Source organism: Sulfitobacter sediminilitoris, from assembly GCF_010667575.1.
GTDB lineage: Bacteria > Pseudomonadota > Alphaproteobacteria > Rhodobacterales > Rhodobacteraceae > Sulfitobacter > Sulfitobacter sediminilitoris.
In genome coordinates this window covers 428890-444104 of the sequence record NZ_JAABNT010000001.1, presented here as the reverse complement: position 1 = coordinate 444104, position 15215 = coordinate 428890, and the positions used below count along the sequence as shown (strand labels likewise).

The 15215-nt window shown below is 59.0% G+C and carries 15 protein-coding genes and 1 tRNA gene; 11 read left to right on the top strand and 5 right to left on the bottom strand.

What is annotated here, in order from left to right; translation table 11 throughout:
• Positions 1 to 11: 11 nt before the first annotated feature.
• The 11 genes from soxY to hemA all read left to right on the top strand — a co-directional run bounded on the left by soxY (position 12) and on the right by hemA (position 10011).
• Complete coding sequence (gene soxY / locus GV827_RS02170) at positions 12 to 434, top strand: thiosulfate oxidation carrier protein SoxY (RefSeq protein WP_164352040.1); 423 nt, start codon at positions 12 to 14, stop codon at positions 432 to 434.
• 21 nt (positions 435 to 455) lie between these two features.
• Positions 456 to 785, top strand: coding sequence for a thiosulfate oxidation carrier complex protein SoxZ (soxZ, locus tag GV827_RS02165; protein ID WP_164352039.1), 330 nt, complete (start codon positions 456 to 458; stop codon positions 783 to 785).
• 23 nt (positions 786 to 808) lie between these two features.
• Complete coding sequence (gene soxA, locus GV827_RS02160; RefSeq protein ID WP_164352038.1) at positions 809 to 1666, top strand: sulfur oxidation c-type cytochrome SoxA; 858 nt, start codon at positions 809 to 811, stop codon at positions 1664 to 1666.
• A 94-nt stretch (positions 1667 to 1760) separates the two neighbouring features.
• The gene (gene soxB, locus GV827_RS02155) at positions 1761 to 3458 is read left to right on the top strand and encodes a thiosulfohydrolase SoxB (protein WP_164352037.1); all 1698 of its coding nucleotides are present in this window, start codon (positions 1761 to 1763) and stop codon (positions 3456 to 3458) included.
• Positions 3459 to 3470: 12 nt separating this feature from the next.
• Positions 3471 to 3908 (top strand): DsrE family protein, encoded by a 438-nt coding sequence (locus tag GV827_RS02150; protein ID WP_164352036.1) that lies wholly within the window; start codon positions 3471 to 3473, stop codon positions 3906 to 3908.
• A gap of 39 nt (positions 3909 to 3947) precedes the next feature.
• Positions 3948 to 5225, top strand: a complete 1278-nt coding sequence (soxC, locus tag GV827_RS02145) for a sulfite dehydrogenase (RefSeq protein ID WP_164352035.1) — start codon at positions 3948 to 3950, stop codon at positions 5223 to 5225.
• A complete protein-coding gene (locus tag GV827_RS02140; RefSeq protein WP_164352034.1) occupies positions 5209 to 6276 on the top strand; it encodes a c-type cytochrome in 1068 nt (355 codons plus the stop codon). Before soxC ends, GV827_RS02140 begins: the two co-directional genes overlap by 17 nt.
• Positions 6277 to 6279: 3 nt before the next feature.
• Complete coding sequence (locus GV827_RS02135) at positions 6280 to 6987, top strand: c-type cytochrome (RefSeq protein WP_164352033.1); 708 nt, start codon at positions 6280 to 6282, stop codon at positions 6985 to 6987.
• A gap of 23 nt (positions 6988 to 7010) precedes the next feature.
• Positions 7011 to 8279: an NAD(P)/FAD-dependent oxidoreductase gene (locus GV827_RS02130; protein WP_164352032.1), complete on the top strand. Its 1269-nt coding sequence runs from the start codon at positions 7011 to 7013 to the stop codon at positions 8277 to 8279.
• Positions 8280 to 8365: 86 nt separating this feature from the next.
• A complete protein-coding gene (locus GV827_RS02125) occupies positions 8366 to 8794 on the top strand; it encodes a DUF302 domain-containing protein (protein WP_164352031.1) in 429 nt (142 codons plus the stop codon).
• Positions 8794 to 10011 (top strand): 5-aminolevulinate synthase, encoded by a 1218-nt coding sequence (gene hemA, locus GV827_RS02120; RefSeq protein ID WP_164352030.1) that lies wholly within the window; start codon positions 8794 to 8796, stop codon positions 10009 to 10011. The genes GV827_RS02125 and hemA overlap by 1 nt, the downstream gene beginning before the upstream one ends.
• A gap of 7 nt (positions 10012 to 10018) precedes the next feature.
• On the opposite strand, the gene GV827_RS02115 is transcribed toward hemA, so the two are convergent.
• The 5 genes from GV827_RS02115 to recJ form a co-directional block, all read right to left on the bottom strand.
• A complete protein-coding gene (locus GV827_RS02115) occupies positions 10019 to 11083 on the bottom strand; it encodes a YeeE/YedE family protein (protein WP_164352029.1) in 1065 nt (354 codons plus the stop codon).
• A gap of 83 nt (positions 11084 to 11166) precedes the next feature.
• Entirely contained in the window at positions 11167 to 12114 is a 948-nt protein-coding gene (locus GV827_RS02110; protein WP_164352028.1) for an MBL fold metallo-hydrolase, read from the bottom strand.
• On the bottom strand, positions 12114 to 13028 hold the full coding sequence (locus GV827_RS02105) for an MBL fold metallo-hydrolase (RefSeq protein ID WP_164352027.1): 915 nt from the start codon (positions 13026 to 13028) through the stop codon (positions 12114 to 12116). The genes GV827_RS02110 and GV827_RS02105 overlap by 1 nt, the downstream gene beginning before the upstream one ends.
• Positions 13029 to 13297: 269 nt before the next feature.
• Positions 13298 to 13372: transfer RNA gene (locus GV827_RS02100), tRNA-Glu, on the bottom strand.
• Positions 13373 to 13448: 76 nt separating this feature from the next.
• Positions 13449 to 15188 carry a single-stranded-DNA-specific exonuclease RecJ gene (gene recJ, locus GV827_RS02095; protein WP_164352026.1) on the bottom strand — a complete coding sequence of 580 codons (1740 nt, stop codon included), beginning with the start codon at positions 15186 to 15188 and terminating at the stop codon, positions 13449 to 13451.
• Between the last annotated feature and the right edge of the window lie 27 nt (positions 15189 to 15215).

Below are 15215 nucleotides of genomic sequence, written 5' to 3'. Positions count from 1 at the left end.
AGGAGATTATGATGGAACTGACACGGCGTAATATGCTCGTTATCAGCTCAGGCACTGCACTGACCGCCGCACTTGGCGCGCTGCCGGCCTTTGCCTCGATGACGGACGACGAAATTGCGAAAATCACTGGCGGTGCCGACACGGCAGAAGGTGCGATCACGCTGACCGCGCCCGAGATTGCCGAAAACGGTAACACTGTGCCAATCGAAGTGGCCGCACCCGGTGCGACCATGGTTGCGCTCTTTGCGGACGGAAACCCGACCCCGAAAGTAGCGACTATCAAGTTTGGTCCGCTGAACCCAACCAATGCCGCTTCCACGCGTATCCGCCTTGCCGGAACGCAGAACGTGGTCGCGATTGCCCAGATGGAAGACGGTACCTTCCAGAAGGCATCTGCGAACGTAAAAGTCACCATCGGCGGCTGCGGCGGCTAATCTGAGACGAGGAGAGAAAACATGGCATCTGGTGTAAAACCCCGCGTCAAAGTCCCAAAGAAAGCGGCTGCTGGCGAAACAATCACGATCAAGACCCTGATCAGCCACAAGATGGAAAGTGGTCAGCGCAAAAACGATGATGGCAGCATCATCCCGCGCTCGATCATTAACCGTTTCACGGCAGACTTTAATGGTCAGAACATCATCGACATCACGCTTGAGCCCGCGATCTCGACCAACCCTTACTTCCAGTTCGACTCGCTCGTTCCGGAAGCGGGCGAGTTCACGTTCAAGTGGTACGATGACGATGGCTCTGTCTATGAAGAGTCCAAGTCAATTACTGTCGGATAAGACGTGCGCGTCAGGGAGGTACAATGAATACAACTAAAAAACTTACAAGCGCACTGGCGATCGTCGCAGCCGCAGGGCTGACGACAGCGGCATGGGCTGATCCGGACGACGACAATCTGGTCATCAACGAAGAGATCGAAATCGTCACGGAAACTGCTGCGCCCGCGCACATGGAAAACGTCGATACGATCTATTCGGGTTGGCGCTTCCGGTCGGATGAAACTCAGGCTGTCCAGATGGACGACTTCGACAACCCCGCGATGATCTTTGTTGAGGCAGCAGCCGAAGCATGGAACGCCGCAGATGGTTCCGAGGGCAAGTCCTGTTCGTCCTGCCACAACGATGTGGAATCGCTGAAGGGCGTCCGCGCGGTGTATCCGAAGTGGAACGAAGCCGCAGGCGAAGTTCGTACGCTTGAAGCGCAGATCAACGATTGCCGGGAAACCCGCATGGGTGCGGAGAAGTGGAAGTACACCGGTGGCAGCATGGCGGCCATGGTGGGTCTGATCTCTTCTGTGTCACGCGGCATGCCTGTGAACGTGGCTATCGACGGTCCTGCTCAGTCCACATGGGAAAAGGGTAAAGAGATTTACTACACCCGTTTTGGCCAGCTGGAACTGTCCTGTGCCAACTGCCACGAGGACAGCTATGGCATGATGATCCGTGCGGACCATCTTTCCCAAGGTCAGATCAACGGCTTCCCAACGTATCGCTTGAAGAACACCAAGCTGAACACGGTGCATGCCCGTTTCAAAGGTTGTGTACGTGACACACGTGCCGAGACCTTCAAGCCCGGTTCGCCTGAGTTCGTTGCTCTTGAGCTCTATGTCGCTTCGCGCGGCAACGGCCTGAGCGTCGAAGGACCATCTGTCCGTAACTAAATCAGAACGAAAGCCCCGTCCGTTTATCGGGTGGGGCTTTTTTTGGCGCATTAAATTCAAATATGCGCATATGTCTTGAGAAGCAGGAGCACTTATGATTTCGCGGCGCGATTTTCTTCAGGTCGGTATGGCGGCATCCGCCCTTTACGGGACGTCCGGGTTTGGCCAGTGGGCGCGACTTGCAGCTCAGCAGAAACTGACGCAGGACCAGCTCTTGCAGTTTGAGACCTTTGGCAATGTCTCCCTGATCCATATCACGGACATCCATGCTCAGCTCAAGCCGATCTACTTCCGGGAGCCTTCGGTGAACCTTGGGGTAGGCGGCAACAAGGGCAAGGTACCTCATGTTACGGGTGCCGATTTCCGCAAGCTCTATGGCATCGACGATGGCAGCCCCAGCCACTACGCACTCAGCTCCGGCGATTTCTCCGCACTTGCGCAGGAATATGGCCGTGTTGGCGGACTGGACCGTGTGGCGACTGTCATCAATTCCATCCGCGCGGACCGTCCCGACGCCATTCTGCTCGATGGTGGCGACACATGGCACGGCTCTTACACCTGTTACCAGACGCAGGGTCAGGACATGGTCAACGTGATGAACGCGCTGAACCCTGATGCGATGACGTTCCATTGGGAATTCACGCTGGGCTCTGACCGCGTGGCGGAGTTGGTTGAAAGCCTGCCCTTCGCAGCCCTTGGCCAGAACATCTTTGACGCCGAATGGGACGAACCAACAGAGCTGTTCCCACCCTACAAGATGTTTGAACGTGGCGGCACCAAGATCGCCGTGATCGGTCAGGCGTTCCCCTACATGCCGATCGCCAACCCCGGCTGGATGTTCCCCGAATATGCCTTTGGCATCCGGGATGAGAACATGCAGGCCATGGTCGATGAGGTCCGTGCAGCGGGCGCGGAATGCGTCGTTGTGCTGAGCCACAATGGCTTTGACGTGGACAAGAAGATGGCGACCGTTGTGTCGGGTATCGACGTGATCCTGTCGGGCCACACCCATGATGCGCTGCCAGAGCCGGCCCTGTCTGGCGAGACGATCATCGTGCCGTCCGGCTCCAACGGAAAATTCGTCAGCCGTGTCGATCTTGATATCCGCGATGGCCGCATGATGGGCTACCGTCACAAGCTGATCCCGATCTTCTCGGATGTGATCACGCCCGACCCTGAAGTAGCGGGCCTGATCGATGAACAGCGCGCGCCCTATGAGGCGGAAATGAGCGAAGTCATCGGCCGGACCGACAGCCTGCTGTACCGCCGTGGCAACTTAAACGGCACCTGGGACGACCTGATCTGTGATGCGCTTCTGTCTGAGCGTGACGCGGAGATCGCGCTGAGCCCCGGTGTGCGTTGGGGCCCGTCCCTGATCCCTGGTCAGGACATTACCCGCGAGGACATCTGGAACGTGACGTCCATGACTTACGGTAAGGCGTACCGGACTGAAATGACAGGCGAATTCCTGAAGGTCGTACTCGAAGACGTGGCCGATAACATCTTTAACCCCGACCCCTATTACCAGCAGGGCGGCGACATGGTTCGCACGGGCGGACTTGGCTACACCATCGACGTGAGCAAACCTCAGGGCAGCCGCATCAGCGACATGACCTTGCTCAAAACGGGTGAACCGATTGACCCCGCACGCGCCTACATGATCGCAGGCTGGGCCAGCGTGAACGAAGACACCGAAGGCCCCCAGATCTGGGATGTGGTGGAAAGCCACATTGCCAAGATGGGCACCGTCTCGGTCGGAGAGAACAACAGCGTCAAAGTCACCGGAACCTGAGGAGAAAACGCCATGACATACATCAAGGGCATTGCCACTGCAGCAGCTATCTTTGCGGCGTCTGCCGCCTTCGCGGAAGGTAAAATGCATCACGTGGCCATCCACGTGGATGAAAACGATCCCAAGGTGATGAACATGGCGCTTAACAACGTCACCAATGTCACGAAGTACTATGAAAGCAAGGGCGACGAGGTCACGGTTGAACTCGTGGCCTACGGACCGGGGCTGAATATGTTCGTCGCTGGGAAAAGCCCGGTCGAGGACCGGATTTCAGCGATGTCGCTGGAAATGGAGAACCTGTCATTCGCGGCTTGTGGGAACACCCTCAAGAAGATGAGCGAAAAGGCCGGTAAGGACATCGTACTTTTGGAAGAGGCTGGCGTCGTACCCTCTGGCGTCGTGCGCCTGATCGAATTGCAAGAAAACGGATTTGCCTACATCCGCCCCTGAGCAGCGGGCCTGAGGCAGCAAGAAACGGAGATGAAGTTTATGGATGATGCACTCAAAGCACCGTCGCGGCGGGCGTTCCTGAAAGGCAGCGCTGCCGCCGTGGCCGGTTCGGTCGCCGCAGGCGCGGCTGTTGCTGCGGAACCCGACCCGCTGATTACAGAATTGCAGGACTGGGCGTCGTCGCTGGGTGAGGGCGTGGATGAAACGCCTTACGGCTTGCCGATCAAATACGAAGACGATGTGGTGCGCCGCAACGTGCCGTGGCTGACGGCGGACCCGATCTCGTCTATTAACTTCACGCCGATCCACGCGCTGGACGGGACCATCACCCCGCAGGGCTGCGCGTTCGAACGCCATCACTCCGGCGCCATCGAGCTGTCGAAGCCTGACTATCGTCTGATGATCAATGGTCTGGTGGATCAGGAATTGGTATTTACCTACGCTGATCTGGAGCGTTTTCCTCGCGAAAACCACGTCTATTTCTGCGAATGCGCGGCCAATACCGGCATGGAATGGGCGGGCGCGCAGCTGAACGGCGTGCAGTTCACCCATGGCATGATCCACAACATGGAATACACTGGCGTGTCCCTGCGCACTCTGCTGAACGAGGCGGGACTGGGCGCTGCTGGCGATCTGAAAGACAAATGGGTCTACGTTGAGGGCGCGGATGCGTCCTCCAACGGTCGGTCCATCCCGATGGAAAAGGCGTTGGATGATGTGCTCGTTGCATTCAAGGCCAACGGCGAGGCTTTGCGTAAAGAGCACGGGTATCCAGTACGCCTCGTCGTTCCGGGTTGGGAAGGCAACATGTGGGTCAAGTGGCTGCGCCGCATCGAAGTGACCGATATGGCTGTTGAGAGCCGCGAAGAGACGTCCAAGTATACGGACGTTCTGGCAGACGGCATAGCACGCAAGTGGACCTGGGTGATGGACGCAAAGTCCGTCATCACGTCGCCCAGCCCGCAATCGCCAATCACCCACGGCCCCGGCCCGATGGTGATCTCTGGTCTTGCGTGGTCAGGCCACGGCCAGATCACCCGTGTTGACGTCTCAAAGGACGGCGGCATGACGTGGGAAACCGCCCGATTGGGCCGTCAGGGCGACACCAAGGCGCTGACGCGCTTCTATCTCGATACGGAGTGGGACGGCGAAGAGATGCTCTTGCAAGCCCGCGCCATGGACGAAACAGGATACGTTCAGCCGACCAAGGCGCAACTGCGCGAAGTGCGCGGCGAGAACTCGATCTATCACAACAATTGCATCCAGACATGGCATGTCAAAACAAACGGTGAGGCGGAAAATGTCGAAGTTTCTTAAGGTTACCGCAGCAGCGCTGGTGCTGGGGAGCCCCGCATTGGCCGAAGAGAAATTTGGCCTGGGCCGTCCGGCCCTGCCCGAAGAGGTCGCGGCCTGGAACAAGGACGTGTTGCCGGATGGTCGTGGCATTCCCGAAGGACGGGGCGACGTATTCACGGGCGAGGAAGTCTTCGCCGAGCAATGCGCTGTGTGTCACGGTGATTTTGCCGAAGGCGTCGACAACTGGCCGGTTCTGGCAGGTGGTTTTGACACGCTGGGCGACAAGGACCCTGTAAAAACAGTTGGTTCCTACTGGCCGCATCTGTCGACCGTCTGGGACTATGTAAACCGCTCTATGCCCTTTGGCGCGGCACAGACGCTCAGCCCCGATGATGTCTACGCGATCACCGCCTACATCCTTTATTCCAACGATCTGGTGGATGATGATTTTGAACTCAGCCACGAGAATTTCGCGGACTTTGAGATGTACAACAAGGACGGCTTCATCATCGATGACCGGGCCGAGACCGAATATACGATCTGGTCCGGTGAGCCTTGCATGGAAAACTGCAAGGACGAGGTGAAGATCACCATGCGCGCCTCTGTTGTTGACGTGACACCCGAGGAAGCGGACGAAGGTGCCGATGGCGCGATGCAGGGCCACTCTGAAGGGACTGTTGAGGTTGCCGCGACTGAGCAGGCAGCCGAGCCGGAAGCCGAAGTCGTTGAAACCGCAGCCGTTGCCGTTGATCCCGAGCTTGCCGCTGCGGGCGAGAAGGTGTTCCGCAAGTGCAAGTCCTGTCACCAGATCGGTGAGGGCGCCAAGAACCGCTCCGGTCCGCAGCTCAATGGCGTCATGGGACGTACCTTTGGTGCCGTGGAAGACTTCAAGTATTCCTTGGTCTTCAATGCCGCTGCAGAAGAAGGCCGCGTCTGGGACGATGAATCCATGAGCGCCTTCCTTGCCAAGCCCAAAGGCTACCTGAAAGGAACCAAGATGGGTTTCGGTGGCCTGAAGAAAGAAGATGATATTGCCGCTGTCATCGCCTATCTGCGCTCCGCGAGCGAGTAAGCGATGATCCGGGCGGCGCTGTTCTCCCTGTCGGTTGCTGCCTCCGCCTTTCTGGCGGGGGTGGCTGCTGCCGATACAGGAGACGTGCAGGCGGGCGAAAAAGTCTTTCAGAAATGCAGCGGTTGCCACCAGATCGGCAAGGGTGCGGAACACCGCATCGGCCCGCATTTGAACGGGCTCTTTGGACGTCCCGCCGCAAGCTACGATGATTTCCGCTATTCCAAGAGCTTCCAGCGGGCCGGGGCAGGCGGGCTGGAATGGCATGCTGACACACTGGATGTGTTTCTTGAAAATCCACGCTCAATGGCTTCTGCCACAAGGATGAGTTTCCGGGGGATCAAGGACGCCGACGACCGCGCCAACCTGATCGCCTATCTGCGTACATTCTCAGACAACCCGGCTGATATCCCCGAGGCGGACCCTACAGCGACCAGCCTCAGCCACGACCTTGATCCGACAATCCTCGCGCTGGTCGGTGATCCTGAATATGGCGAATACCTTAGCGGTGAATGCACCACGTGCCATCAGTCATCGGGTAGTGATGACGGTATTCCGTCGATTACACTTTGGCCCGAAGAAGATTTCGTTCTGGCAATGCACGCCTACAAGAACAAGCAACGCAACCATCCGGTCATGCAAATGATGGCTGGTCGGCTGGGCGATGAAGAGATCGCGGCCCTCGCGGCGTATTTCGCCCGACTTGAAGACTGATTTTTGACAGGGAGAGAGAGAAAATGACATTGAACAGACGAACATTTCTAGGCACCTCTGCCGCCGCTGCGGCCAGTATAAGCGCGCCAGCACTGCTGGCCGACGGGCACGGCAAACCCCGCGTTGTCGTGATTGGGGGCGGATCGGGCGGTGCGACTGCCGCGCGTTATATCGCAAAGGACAGCAAGGGGGCCATCGACGTCACGCTGGTTGAACCGTCGCGCACCTACTTCACCTGCTATTTCTCGAACCTGTACCTTGGTGGGTTCAAGGAGATGGACGATCTGGGCCATACCTATGGCAACCTCGCTGCCGCCTACGGCATCAACGTGGTGCACGACTGGGCCGTTGATGTGGACCGTGACAGCAAGACCGTCAGCCTCGCCGGTGGTGCCACGCTGCCTTATGACAAGCTGATCCTCAGCCCCGGTATCGACTTTGTTGACGGCGCTGTCAAAGGCTGGTCCCTCGCGTATCAGAACGCGATGCCTCATGCTTACAAGGCGGGATCGCAGACGGAACTGCTGAAAAGCCAGATCATGAACCTGCCCGAAGGTGGCGTTTTCGCGATGGTCGCGCCCCCGAACCCGTACCGCTGCCCGCCCGGACCCTACGAGCGGATCTCGATGATCGCCTACCAGCTCAAGCAGAATAATCCGACGGCCAAGATCATCGTTGCGGACCCCAAACCGAAATTCTCCAAGATGGGGCTCTTCCAAGAGGGCTGGGCGAACCATTACGAAGGTATGGTCGACTGGATCGGTGCAGATTTTGGTGGTGGCAACGTGTCTGTCGATCCGGCCAATATGACCGTCACCATCGACGGTGAAGAAACTTCGGTCGATGCCTGCAACGTGATCCCCGCGATGAAGGCGGGCAAGATCGCGGATATGGCGGGCGTCACAGATGGCAACTGGGCCCCGGTGAATGCGGCGGACATGTCCTCCAAGGCCGATGCGGATGTTCACGTGCTAGGCGATTCCTCAAGCCAGGGCGACATGCCGAAATCCGGCTTCTCGGCCAATTCGCAGGCCAAGGTCTGCGCCAACGCGGTGCGCGGTGCGCTGACCGGCTCCAAGGTCTTCCCTGCGAAGTTCTCCAACACCTGCTGGTCTCTGATCAGCGCGAATGACGGTGTAAAGGTGGGAGCCACCTACGAGGCAACACCCGAGAAAATCGCCAAGGTCGATGGCTTTATCAGCCAGACAGGTGAGGACAGCGCGACGCGCAAGGCCACCTATGAAGAATCCGAAGGCTGGTACTCTGGTATCGTGTCGGACATGTTTGGCTAGGAACCAATCGCCCCGGTTCTTGATCTTGCTCAAAGACCGGGGCGCTTCTGCCTGCCAGACTGCTGCGCAGACATAGGAGGTCGATCATGAAAAACGTCATACTTGCCGCCACATTCGGACTTGCCACGGCTGCCGCTGCCGAGGCACCGATCACCACGACTTACGATGGATCTTTCGAAGATGCGACTTTCGCGATCGAAAGCGCCATCGTCGATAAGGGGCTGGTCATCGACTACGTCAGCCACGTGGGTCAAATGCTAAACCGCACCGGTGCCGACGTCGGCAGCGATGCGATGATCTTCAAATCTGCCGATGTGTTCCTGTTCTGCTCTGCCGTTTTGTCGCGTGAAGTGATGGAAGCGGACCCAATGAACATCGCCCATTGCCCTTATGGCATCTTCGTTGCCGAAGGCGAGGATGGGGTCATCATCGGCTATCGGGACTATCCCGAAGGCGCCATGCAAAAGGTCGAAGACCTGTTATCCGAAATTGTATCTGAGGCTACAGCGAACTGATGAACTACCAAGACTTCTTCCGATCCGAACTGGACGCTTTGCGTGCCGATGGAAACTACCGCGACTTTGCGGAACTTGAGCGTCATCGCGGCGCGTTTCCATCCGCCACCTGCCACAATGGACCGGGGGAGGTCACCATCTGGTGCTCAAACGATTACCTCGGGATGGGCCAACACCCAAAGGTGCTGGAGGCGATGCACGAGGCGTTGGACCGCACCGGGGCAGGGGCCGGGGGCACACGCAATATCTCTGGCACGACCCATGACCACGTCCTGCTTGAGGCTGAGCTGGCCGATCTGCATGGCAAGGAAGACGCATTGCTGTTCACCAGCGGATATGTGTCGAACTGGGCCGCGCTTGGGACGCTGGCGTCCCGCATTCCAAATTGCGTGGTCCTGTCAGACGCGCTGAATCATGCGTCGATGATCGAAGGCATCCGCCATTCACGCGCGCAGAAAATGCTTTGGAAACATAATGATCTGGAAGATCTGGAAGCGAAACTGGCCTCACTGCCGCTTGAGCAGCCCAAGCTGATCGCCTTTGAGAGCGTCTATTCCATGGACGGAGATATCTCGCCGATCAAGGAAATCTGTGATCTTGCCGACAAGTACGGCGCGATGACATATCTCGACGAAGTTCACGCGGTTGGCCTTTACGGCCCGCGTGGCGGTGGCATCGCTGAGCGGGAAGGTCTGATGGATCGCCTGACAGTGATCGAAGGCACGCTGGGCAAGGCATTCGGTGTGGTCGGTGGCTATATCGCTGCCTCAGCGGAGCTGTGCGATTTCGTCCGCTCCTTCGCGAGCGGCTTTATCTTCACCACCGCTTTGCCCCCTGCCGTCGCGGCCGGGGCGGCGGCGTCGATCCGCCACCTCAAGCAAAGCAACGTTGAACGTGAAAGCCAGCAGGCAAATGTCGCCGAGGTGCGCGCGCGTCTGGATGCGATGGGTCTGCCGCATATTGAAAACCCCAGCCACATCATTCCGGTGATGGTCGGCGATCCGATGAAGTGCAAGTTCATCTCGGACGTGCTGCTGAAAGAGCACGGGATCTACATCCAGCCGATCAATTATCCTACCGTGCCCAAGGGGACGGAACGGTTGCGCATTACACCGTCGCCTGTTCATTCGGCTGAAGATATTGACCGTCTGGTATCGGCGTTGGAAAGTCTTTGGACGCAATGCGAACTGGCAAGGATGCCAATGGCCGCGCAGTAAGGCGGGCTTAGGTCGCGGCGGTCTGACCCGATGGCCGCGACGTCAGCACCAGCTGGGTCGCAACGGCCCCCACCCACATGCAGAAGACGGCAACCCATGCAGTCAGCGCAAGGATTGCGCCGCCTGACACCCCCGCACCCACGGCGCAGCCTCCGGCCAGCATGGAACCGAAACCCATCAGCATGCCGCCAATCAGATAACGCTCCATCGGCACATCGGGACCGAAGCGCTGGATCTTTGCTTCTCCCTTGGCCAGCGCGGTCAGCAGTGCCCCTACGAAAACACCGGGAACCAGCCCAAGGCCAAAGCTGAGCGGCACGTCACGTTCGTTGACAAGTGCCATCAGGGTGTCTGTTGAGGGCCCGGTGAAAGTGACGGACTGTACCGCGACCACCTCGAACGACGCGGAGGCGATGACATAGGTCATCAGCCACCCGATCGCCACGGCAAGCCCCACGCCTGCTGCCGCTGCAAGCTCTGAAGCGGGCACATTTTTCTTTATCCCGAAAACGAATGCCAGCATAAGGCCACTCAGACAGAAGGCCGCAGCCACAGGCAAGGTGGCATCGGAGAATTGCACAAGATACCGACCGGCCCCGCCTGCCACGGTCCAGAGCGACGCAATTTTTTCTCGTGCCGGGGCCAGCACCCCACTCAGCGCCGCTTGCGCGGTCAGTGTAACAACCAGCCCAGTGATAATGGCGCGCAGGTTGCCGGAGGCGGAAAGCACCAGCAGTCGGCTGACGCAGCCCCGTGCCAGGATCATGCCGCAGCCAAACAGCAACCCGCCGATGATGGCGCCTGACATGCTGCCAGTCGTGGCCAGTTGCCGGGCCGAGGACACATCCAGAATGCCGAATAGAATGAAAATCTGTACCGAGGTCAGCGCCGTCAGGAACGCCACCAGCCATATAGAGAGCCTTGGCCCGATCACGCCGCCCGCCACTTCGGCCGTGGCTGCACGCAGGCAGAACCGCGAATGATAGGCGGCGATGCCAAACATCAGCCCCACGATTGCCCCTGCCGTGACCAGCAATGCTGGTTCACCAAATCTGTCAATCAGGCTTTCCATCGAATCCGCCTTTCAAGTTCTGTTGATCCTGAATGACGCCGAGGCGCAGCAATTTCTTTGACTTGGCTCAAATCGAGGGTGGGTTATTCGAATTCCATCTGCTCATAGACGCGGCCTGCATTCTTTGTCGCCAGTTCCTCGAAGGTATCAAGGTTGGCATAGGGGGACTGGTCCACATAGTATGCTTCCGCCAGATCGCCGCCTTCATCCAGATGCGCACCGATCTTCTCGCGCAGGTAGACAAGGTAATCATGGGTATACCGACGGACCTGATCCATGTTCGTTGGATGTCCGTGACCGGGAATGACATAGGTCGCTTCAAGCGCTTCGAATTCGTTTTCCCATGTCTCTACCCACTCAGCGGTCATGGTATCTTCGAAGATCGGCAGCATACGTTCGTGAAATGCCATGTCTCCGGCGATGACCAGGCTTTGTTCCGGCAGCCAGACCTGAATATCACCGGGGCTATGGGCGGGGCCAAGGTGCAGGACCTCAATGCGCATGTCCCCCATCTCTATGACGCGCTTGTCCTCAAACGTTTCCGTCGGTGGCACGATGAAAGTTCCCTCGGCCTTGTCCCGATTGTAGCGCAGCATGCCTTCAAGGATGCGATGACCGTTCTCTTCAATCTCGTGGGCGGCATCCACATGGGCAAGGATCGGAACGCCAAGCTCGGACCAATAGGAATTGCCCAGCATCGCGTGCCCCTGGCCGTTCTCATTGATCACCAGTTTCACTGGCTGATCGGTAATCGCCTTGATCTCATCATGCAGCGCCTTGGCCAGAACATAGGCCGCGCTGCCGTTGACGACGATTACGCCGTCACCGGTGACGATAAAGCTGAGATTGTTGTTATGTCCCGTATTTTCGTAGGTTGGTGGTGCCGTCGCCCCGATGGCCGACCAGACGTTGGGAATGACCTCAACCGGTTTTGAATAAAGCGCTGAGCCGGGGTATTGATCCGGAATATCTTCACTGGCGAGGGCGGGAAGGGCCAGTCCGGCGATGAGACCAATCAGGGTAAGACGCATCACATGTCCTCCTGAACAAAGCGGTAGCCTTCGTCTGCCGCCTCGACCCGGCCAATGCCGCCGTTGGGAAGGTGGAAGCCGATGATTTGAAGCTGATCCGCCATGATCCGGTCGAACAAGACCTTGCGCGTCGCCGCGGCCATATCAAGATCCTGATCCGATCCGCTGTGCCACGCGGGCTTGCGGAAAGCGACATGGTGGTTGCCGATGGCATCCCCGATGACCAACGCCGCGTCAGACCCGCTGCGCACCTCAAAGCTCATGTGTCCTGGCGTGTGTCCGTAACTTGCCACGGCGGCCACGCCCGGCAGAACCTCTTGCCCGGCATCGAAGAACACTACCTGGTCCTTGATCGCCTCCATCCGGCGCTTGGCCCCGACCGCGAAAGCCGCGCGCGCGTCTCCGATGGTGTTGACCGTTTCAGGGTTCCACCAATAATCCCACTCGGCCCGGCCCATCATGTGCGTGGCTTCGGTAAAAAGCGGGTCGTCGAAGTCATCCAGCAGCCCCCAGATGTGATCAGGGTGCGCATGGGTAAAGACAACATGCGTGATGTCCTCGGGTGTCAGATCAAGTGCGTCCAGACTGTCCAGCAGCACACCCGCCGTTGGCATGAAATCGGGGCCGGAGCCTGCATCAAAGAGCACCGTGTTGGTGCCGTCGCGATAAAGCGTCAGGTTGCACTCAGGCGTCAGGCGTTCATTTGACAGATCAAACTCCGTCAGGATCGGCGCAAGTTCGTCCTTGGGCATCGGTTCAAAGATGAAGCTGCCGGGCAGGACGAGGTTGCCATCGCTGACTGTCGTCAGCGTCGTGGAGCCGATGGACATCTCGGCGACAGCGAAGCGGGGAAGCGCGCCGACAAAGGGCAAAGCGGCAGAGCCAGCGAGGAAACGGCGTCGCGTGAAGGGCATGGTGTTCTCCTATAAATTCTTAAATTTGAATATGAATGAAGAATGTGCAAACCGCAAGATTTTATGGCGCCGCAGACGAGAAGGATTAGGCCACTGTTTGATGGATTCGTGACGGCCACGTGCGGGCCGCGCCATTGATCCTGCGTGAGGTGGCTGCAATGCAAGAACTCTGGATTTTTTGCGATGCGTTCAACGCATTCGCTGATCCCGGCCCAACCAGATACCCATCCGTTCTAGGGTGTCTTACATTCTTTTCGGAGAAGGGGAAGTGGCAGCCCGTAGGGGAATCGAACCCCTCTTTCCAGGTTGAAAACCTGGCGTCCTAACCGATAGACGAACGGGCCACTGGTCGTGAGCGGTTCATTACGGAAACCCCGCAGCGCGTGCAAGGGAAATTTCACGCCTATCTCACAAAAAAGCTCAGGCGGGTGCGGCATCCTCAAGGCGCAGCTGGACCGATTGCCGTCCGCGCCACGTGTTGATGTCCAGCTTTCCTGCCAAATGAAAGCGTGCGCCGCCGTGTGCCTCCAATGCGGGGCCCATCGGACCGTCAAAAGCACCAAACGCGATGGCATCCATTTTGCCGCCCAGACCGTCGCCAAAGCTGATCTTGAGGTGGCTTTGTCCGACACGCTTGGCAAAGAGGATCTGCATGTCAGCAAAGACATAGCGTGGGGCAGGGGCCGAGGCACCAAAGGGGCCTGCTTGCTCAACCATCTCCGCGAGCTCAACCGTCGCCGCACCGGGCATCAGCAGGCCGGTGACATTAAGGTCGGCTGGCCCGCCCAGATGGGCGCCCTGCTTGGCGAGCAATTCGCCAAGACGCGCCATCGCCGGTTCGATCTTGTGCTCGGCCACGGTCAGGCCCGCCGCCATCTTGTGACCGCCCCCCTTGATCAGCAGGCCTTCGGCTGCCAGCCGCTGGATCGGCGCACCCAGGTCGATGCCACTGACGGACCGGCCAGAGCCTTTGCCGATGCCATCTTCGACCCCGATGACGATCGATGGGCGGTTCGAGGCCTCTTTCAGGCGAGAGGCGACAATGCCCACGACGCCGGGGTGCCAGCCGGGACCGACGGCCCAGACCAGCGGTGCATCAAAGCCGCGCTCCTCAGCCTGATCCAGTGCTGCTGCGCGCACGGCGGCTTCAACCTCGCGGCGTTCGGTGTTCAGCTTATCAAGCCGTTCGGCCAGCGCCGCCGTTTCATGCGGATCGTTCGAGGCCAGCAATCGCGCACCAAGGTCCGCCTGTCCGATCCGTCCGCCCGCATTGATGCGCGGCCCCAAGAGGTAGCCAAGGTGATAGGCGGTGGGCGCCGTCTCCATCCGCGCGACGTCAGCAAGGGCGGTCAGACCGGGGCGTTCGCGCCGGGCCATGACGCGCAGACCCTGCCGGACAAAGGCGCGGTTCACGCCGATCAGAGGGGCCACATCGGCCACGGTGGCGAGGGCGACCAGATCAAGCATTGCCATCAGGTCGGGTCCCTTGCGCGCCGCGTCGCGCAGTTGTCGGCCTGCTTCGACCAACATCAGGAACACGACGGCAGCGGCGCAAAGATGGGCGCAGGCCCCGTCCTCGTCCTGCCGGTTCGGGTTCACGATAGCCAATGCGTCGGGCAGGGTCTCGCCCCCAAGGTGGTGGTCAAGCACGATCACATCTGCACCCTTGGCCGCCGCTATGGGGCCATGCGAGAGGGTGCCGCAATCGACACAGATGATAAGGTCGTGCTGGGCTGCGAGGGCCGCCATCGCCTCATCGTTGGGTCCGTATCCTTCGTCGATGCGATCAGGGACATAGAGGGTCGCCTTGCACCCCATGTCGCGCAGCCAGATCAACAAGAGTGCGGCTGAGCTGCCGCCATCGACGTCATAGTCAGCAAAGACGGCAATGCGCTGGCGTTGTTCCACGGCGGTCAGAAAACGCGCCGCCGCTTTCTCCATGTCCTTCAGGGATCTTGGATCAGGCAGCAGATCGCGCAACGCTGGCGCAAGGAAACTTTCGGCGTCTTCCGGTGCCACGTTGCGCCGGGCCAGCACCTGACAAACCGCAGAGGGCAGGGAGGTCCGTTGCACCAGCAATTCCGCCGCGCGTTCAACCTCAACGCCGGGGCCGACCCAGCGCCGACCGGTCAGCGATGTTTCAACGCCGAGGAAAGACACAGCCCTGTCCCTTTGTTCCGTTGTGGC

What these genes read in the sequence shown, in the direction of transcription:
- soxY (WP_164352040.1), top strand. Translation starts at nt 12, where the DNA reads ATGGAACTGACACGGCGTAATATGCTCGTTATCAGCTCAGGCACTGCA.
- soxZ (WP_164352039.1), top strand. Translation starts at nt 456, where the DNA reads ATGGCATCTGGTGTAAAACCCCGCGTCAAAGTCCCAAAGAAAGCGGCT.
- soxA (WP_164352038.1), top strand. Translation starts at nt 809, where the DNA reads ATGAATACAACTAAAAAACTTACAAGCGCACTGGCGATCGTCGCAGCC.
- soxB (WP_164352037.1), top strand. Translation starts at nt 1,761, where the DNA reads ATGATTTCGCGGCGCGATTTTCTTCAGGTCGGTATGGCGGCATCCGCC.
- GV827_RS02150 (WP_164352036.1), top strand. Translation starts at nt 3,471, where the DNA reads ATGACATACATCAAGGGCATTGCCACTGCAGCAGCTATCTTTGCGGCG.
- soxC (WP_164352035.1), top strand. Translation starts at nt 3,948, where the DNA reads ATGGATGATGCACTCAAAGCACCGTCGCGGCGGGCGTTCCTGAAAGGC.
- GV827_RS02140 (WP_164352034.1), top strand. Translation starts at nt 5,209, where the DNA reads ATGTCGAAGTTTCTTAAGGTTACCGCAGCAGCGCTGGTGCTGGGGAGC.
- GV827_RS02135 (WP_164352033.1), top strand. Translation starts at nt 6,280, where the DNA reads ATGATCCGGGCGGCGCTGTTCTCCCTGTCGGTTGCTGCCTCCGCCTTT.
- GV827_RS02130 (WP_164352032.1), top strand. Translation starts at nt 7,011, where the DNA reads ATGACATTGAACAGACGAACATTTCTAGGCACCTCTGCCGCCGCTGCG.
- GV827_RS02125 (WP_164352031.1), top strand. Translation starts at nt 8,366, where the DNA reads ATGAAAAACGTCATACTTGCCGCCACATTCGGACTTGCCACGGCTGCC.
- hemA (WP_164352030.1), top strand. Translation starts at nt 8,794, where the DNA reads ATGAACTACCAAGACTTCTTCCGATCCGAACTGGACGCTTTGCGTGCC.
- GV827_RS02115 (WP_164352029.1), bottom strand. Translation starts at nt 11,083, where the DNA reads ATGGAAAGCCTGATTGACAGATTTGGTGAACCAGCATTGCTGGTCACG.
- GV827_RS02110 (WP_164352028.1), bottom strand. Translation starts at nt 12,114, where the DNA reads ATGCGTCTTACCCTGATTGGTCTCATCGCCGGACTGGCCCTTCCCGCC.
- GV827_RS02105 (WP_164352027.1), bottom strand. Translation starts at nt 13,028, where the DNA reads ATGCCCTTCACGCGACGCCGTTTCCTCGCTGGCTCTGCCGCTTTGCCC.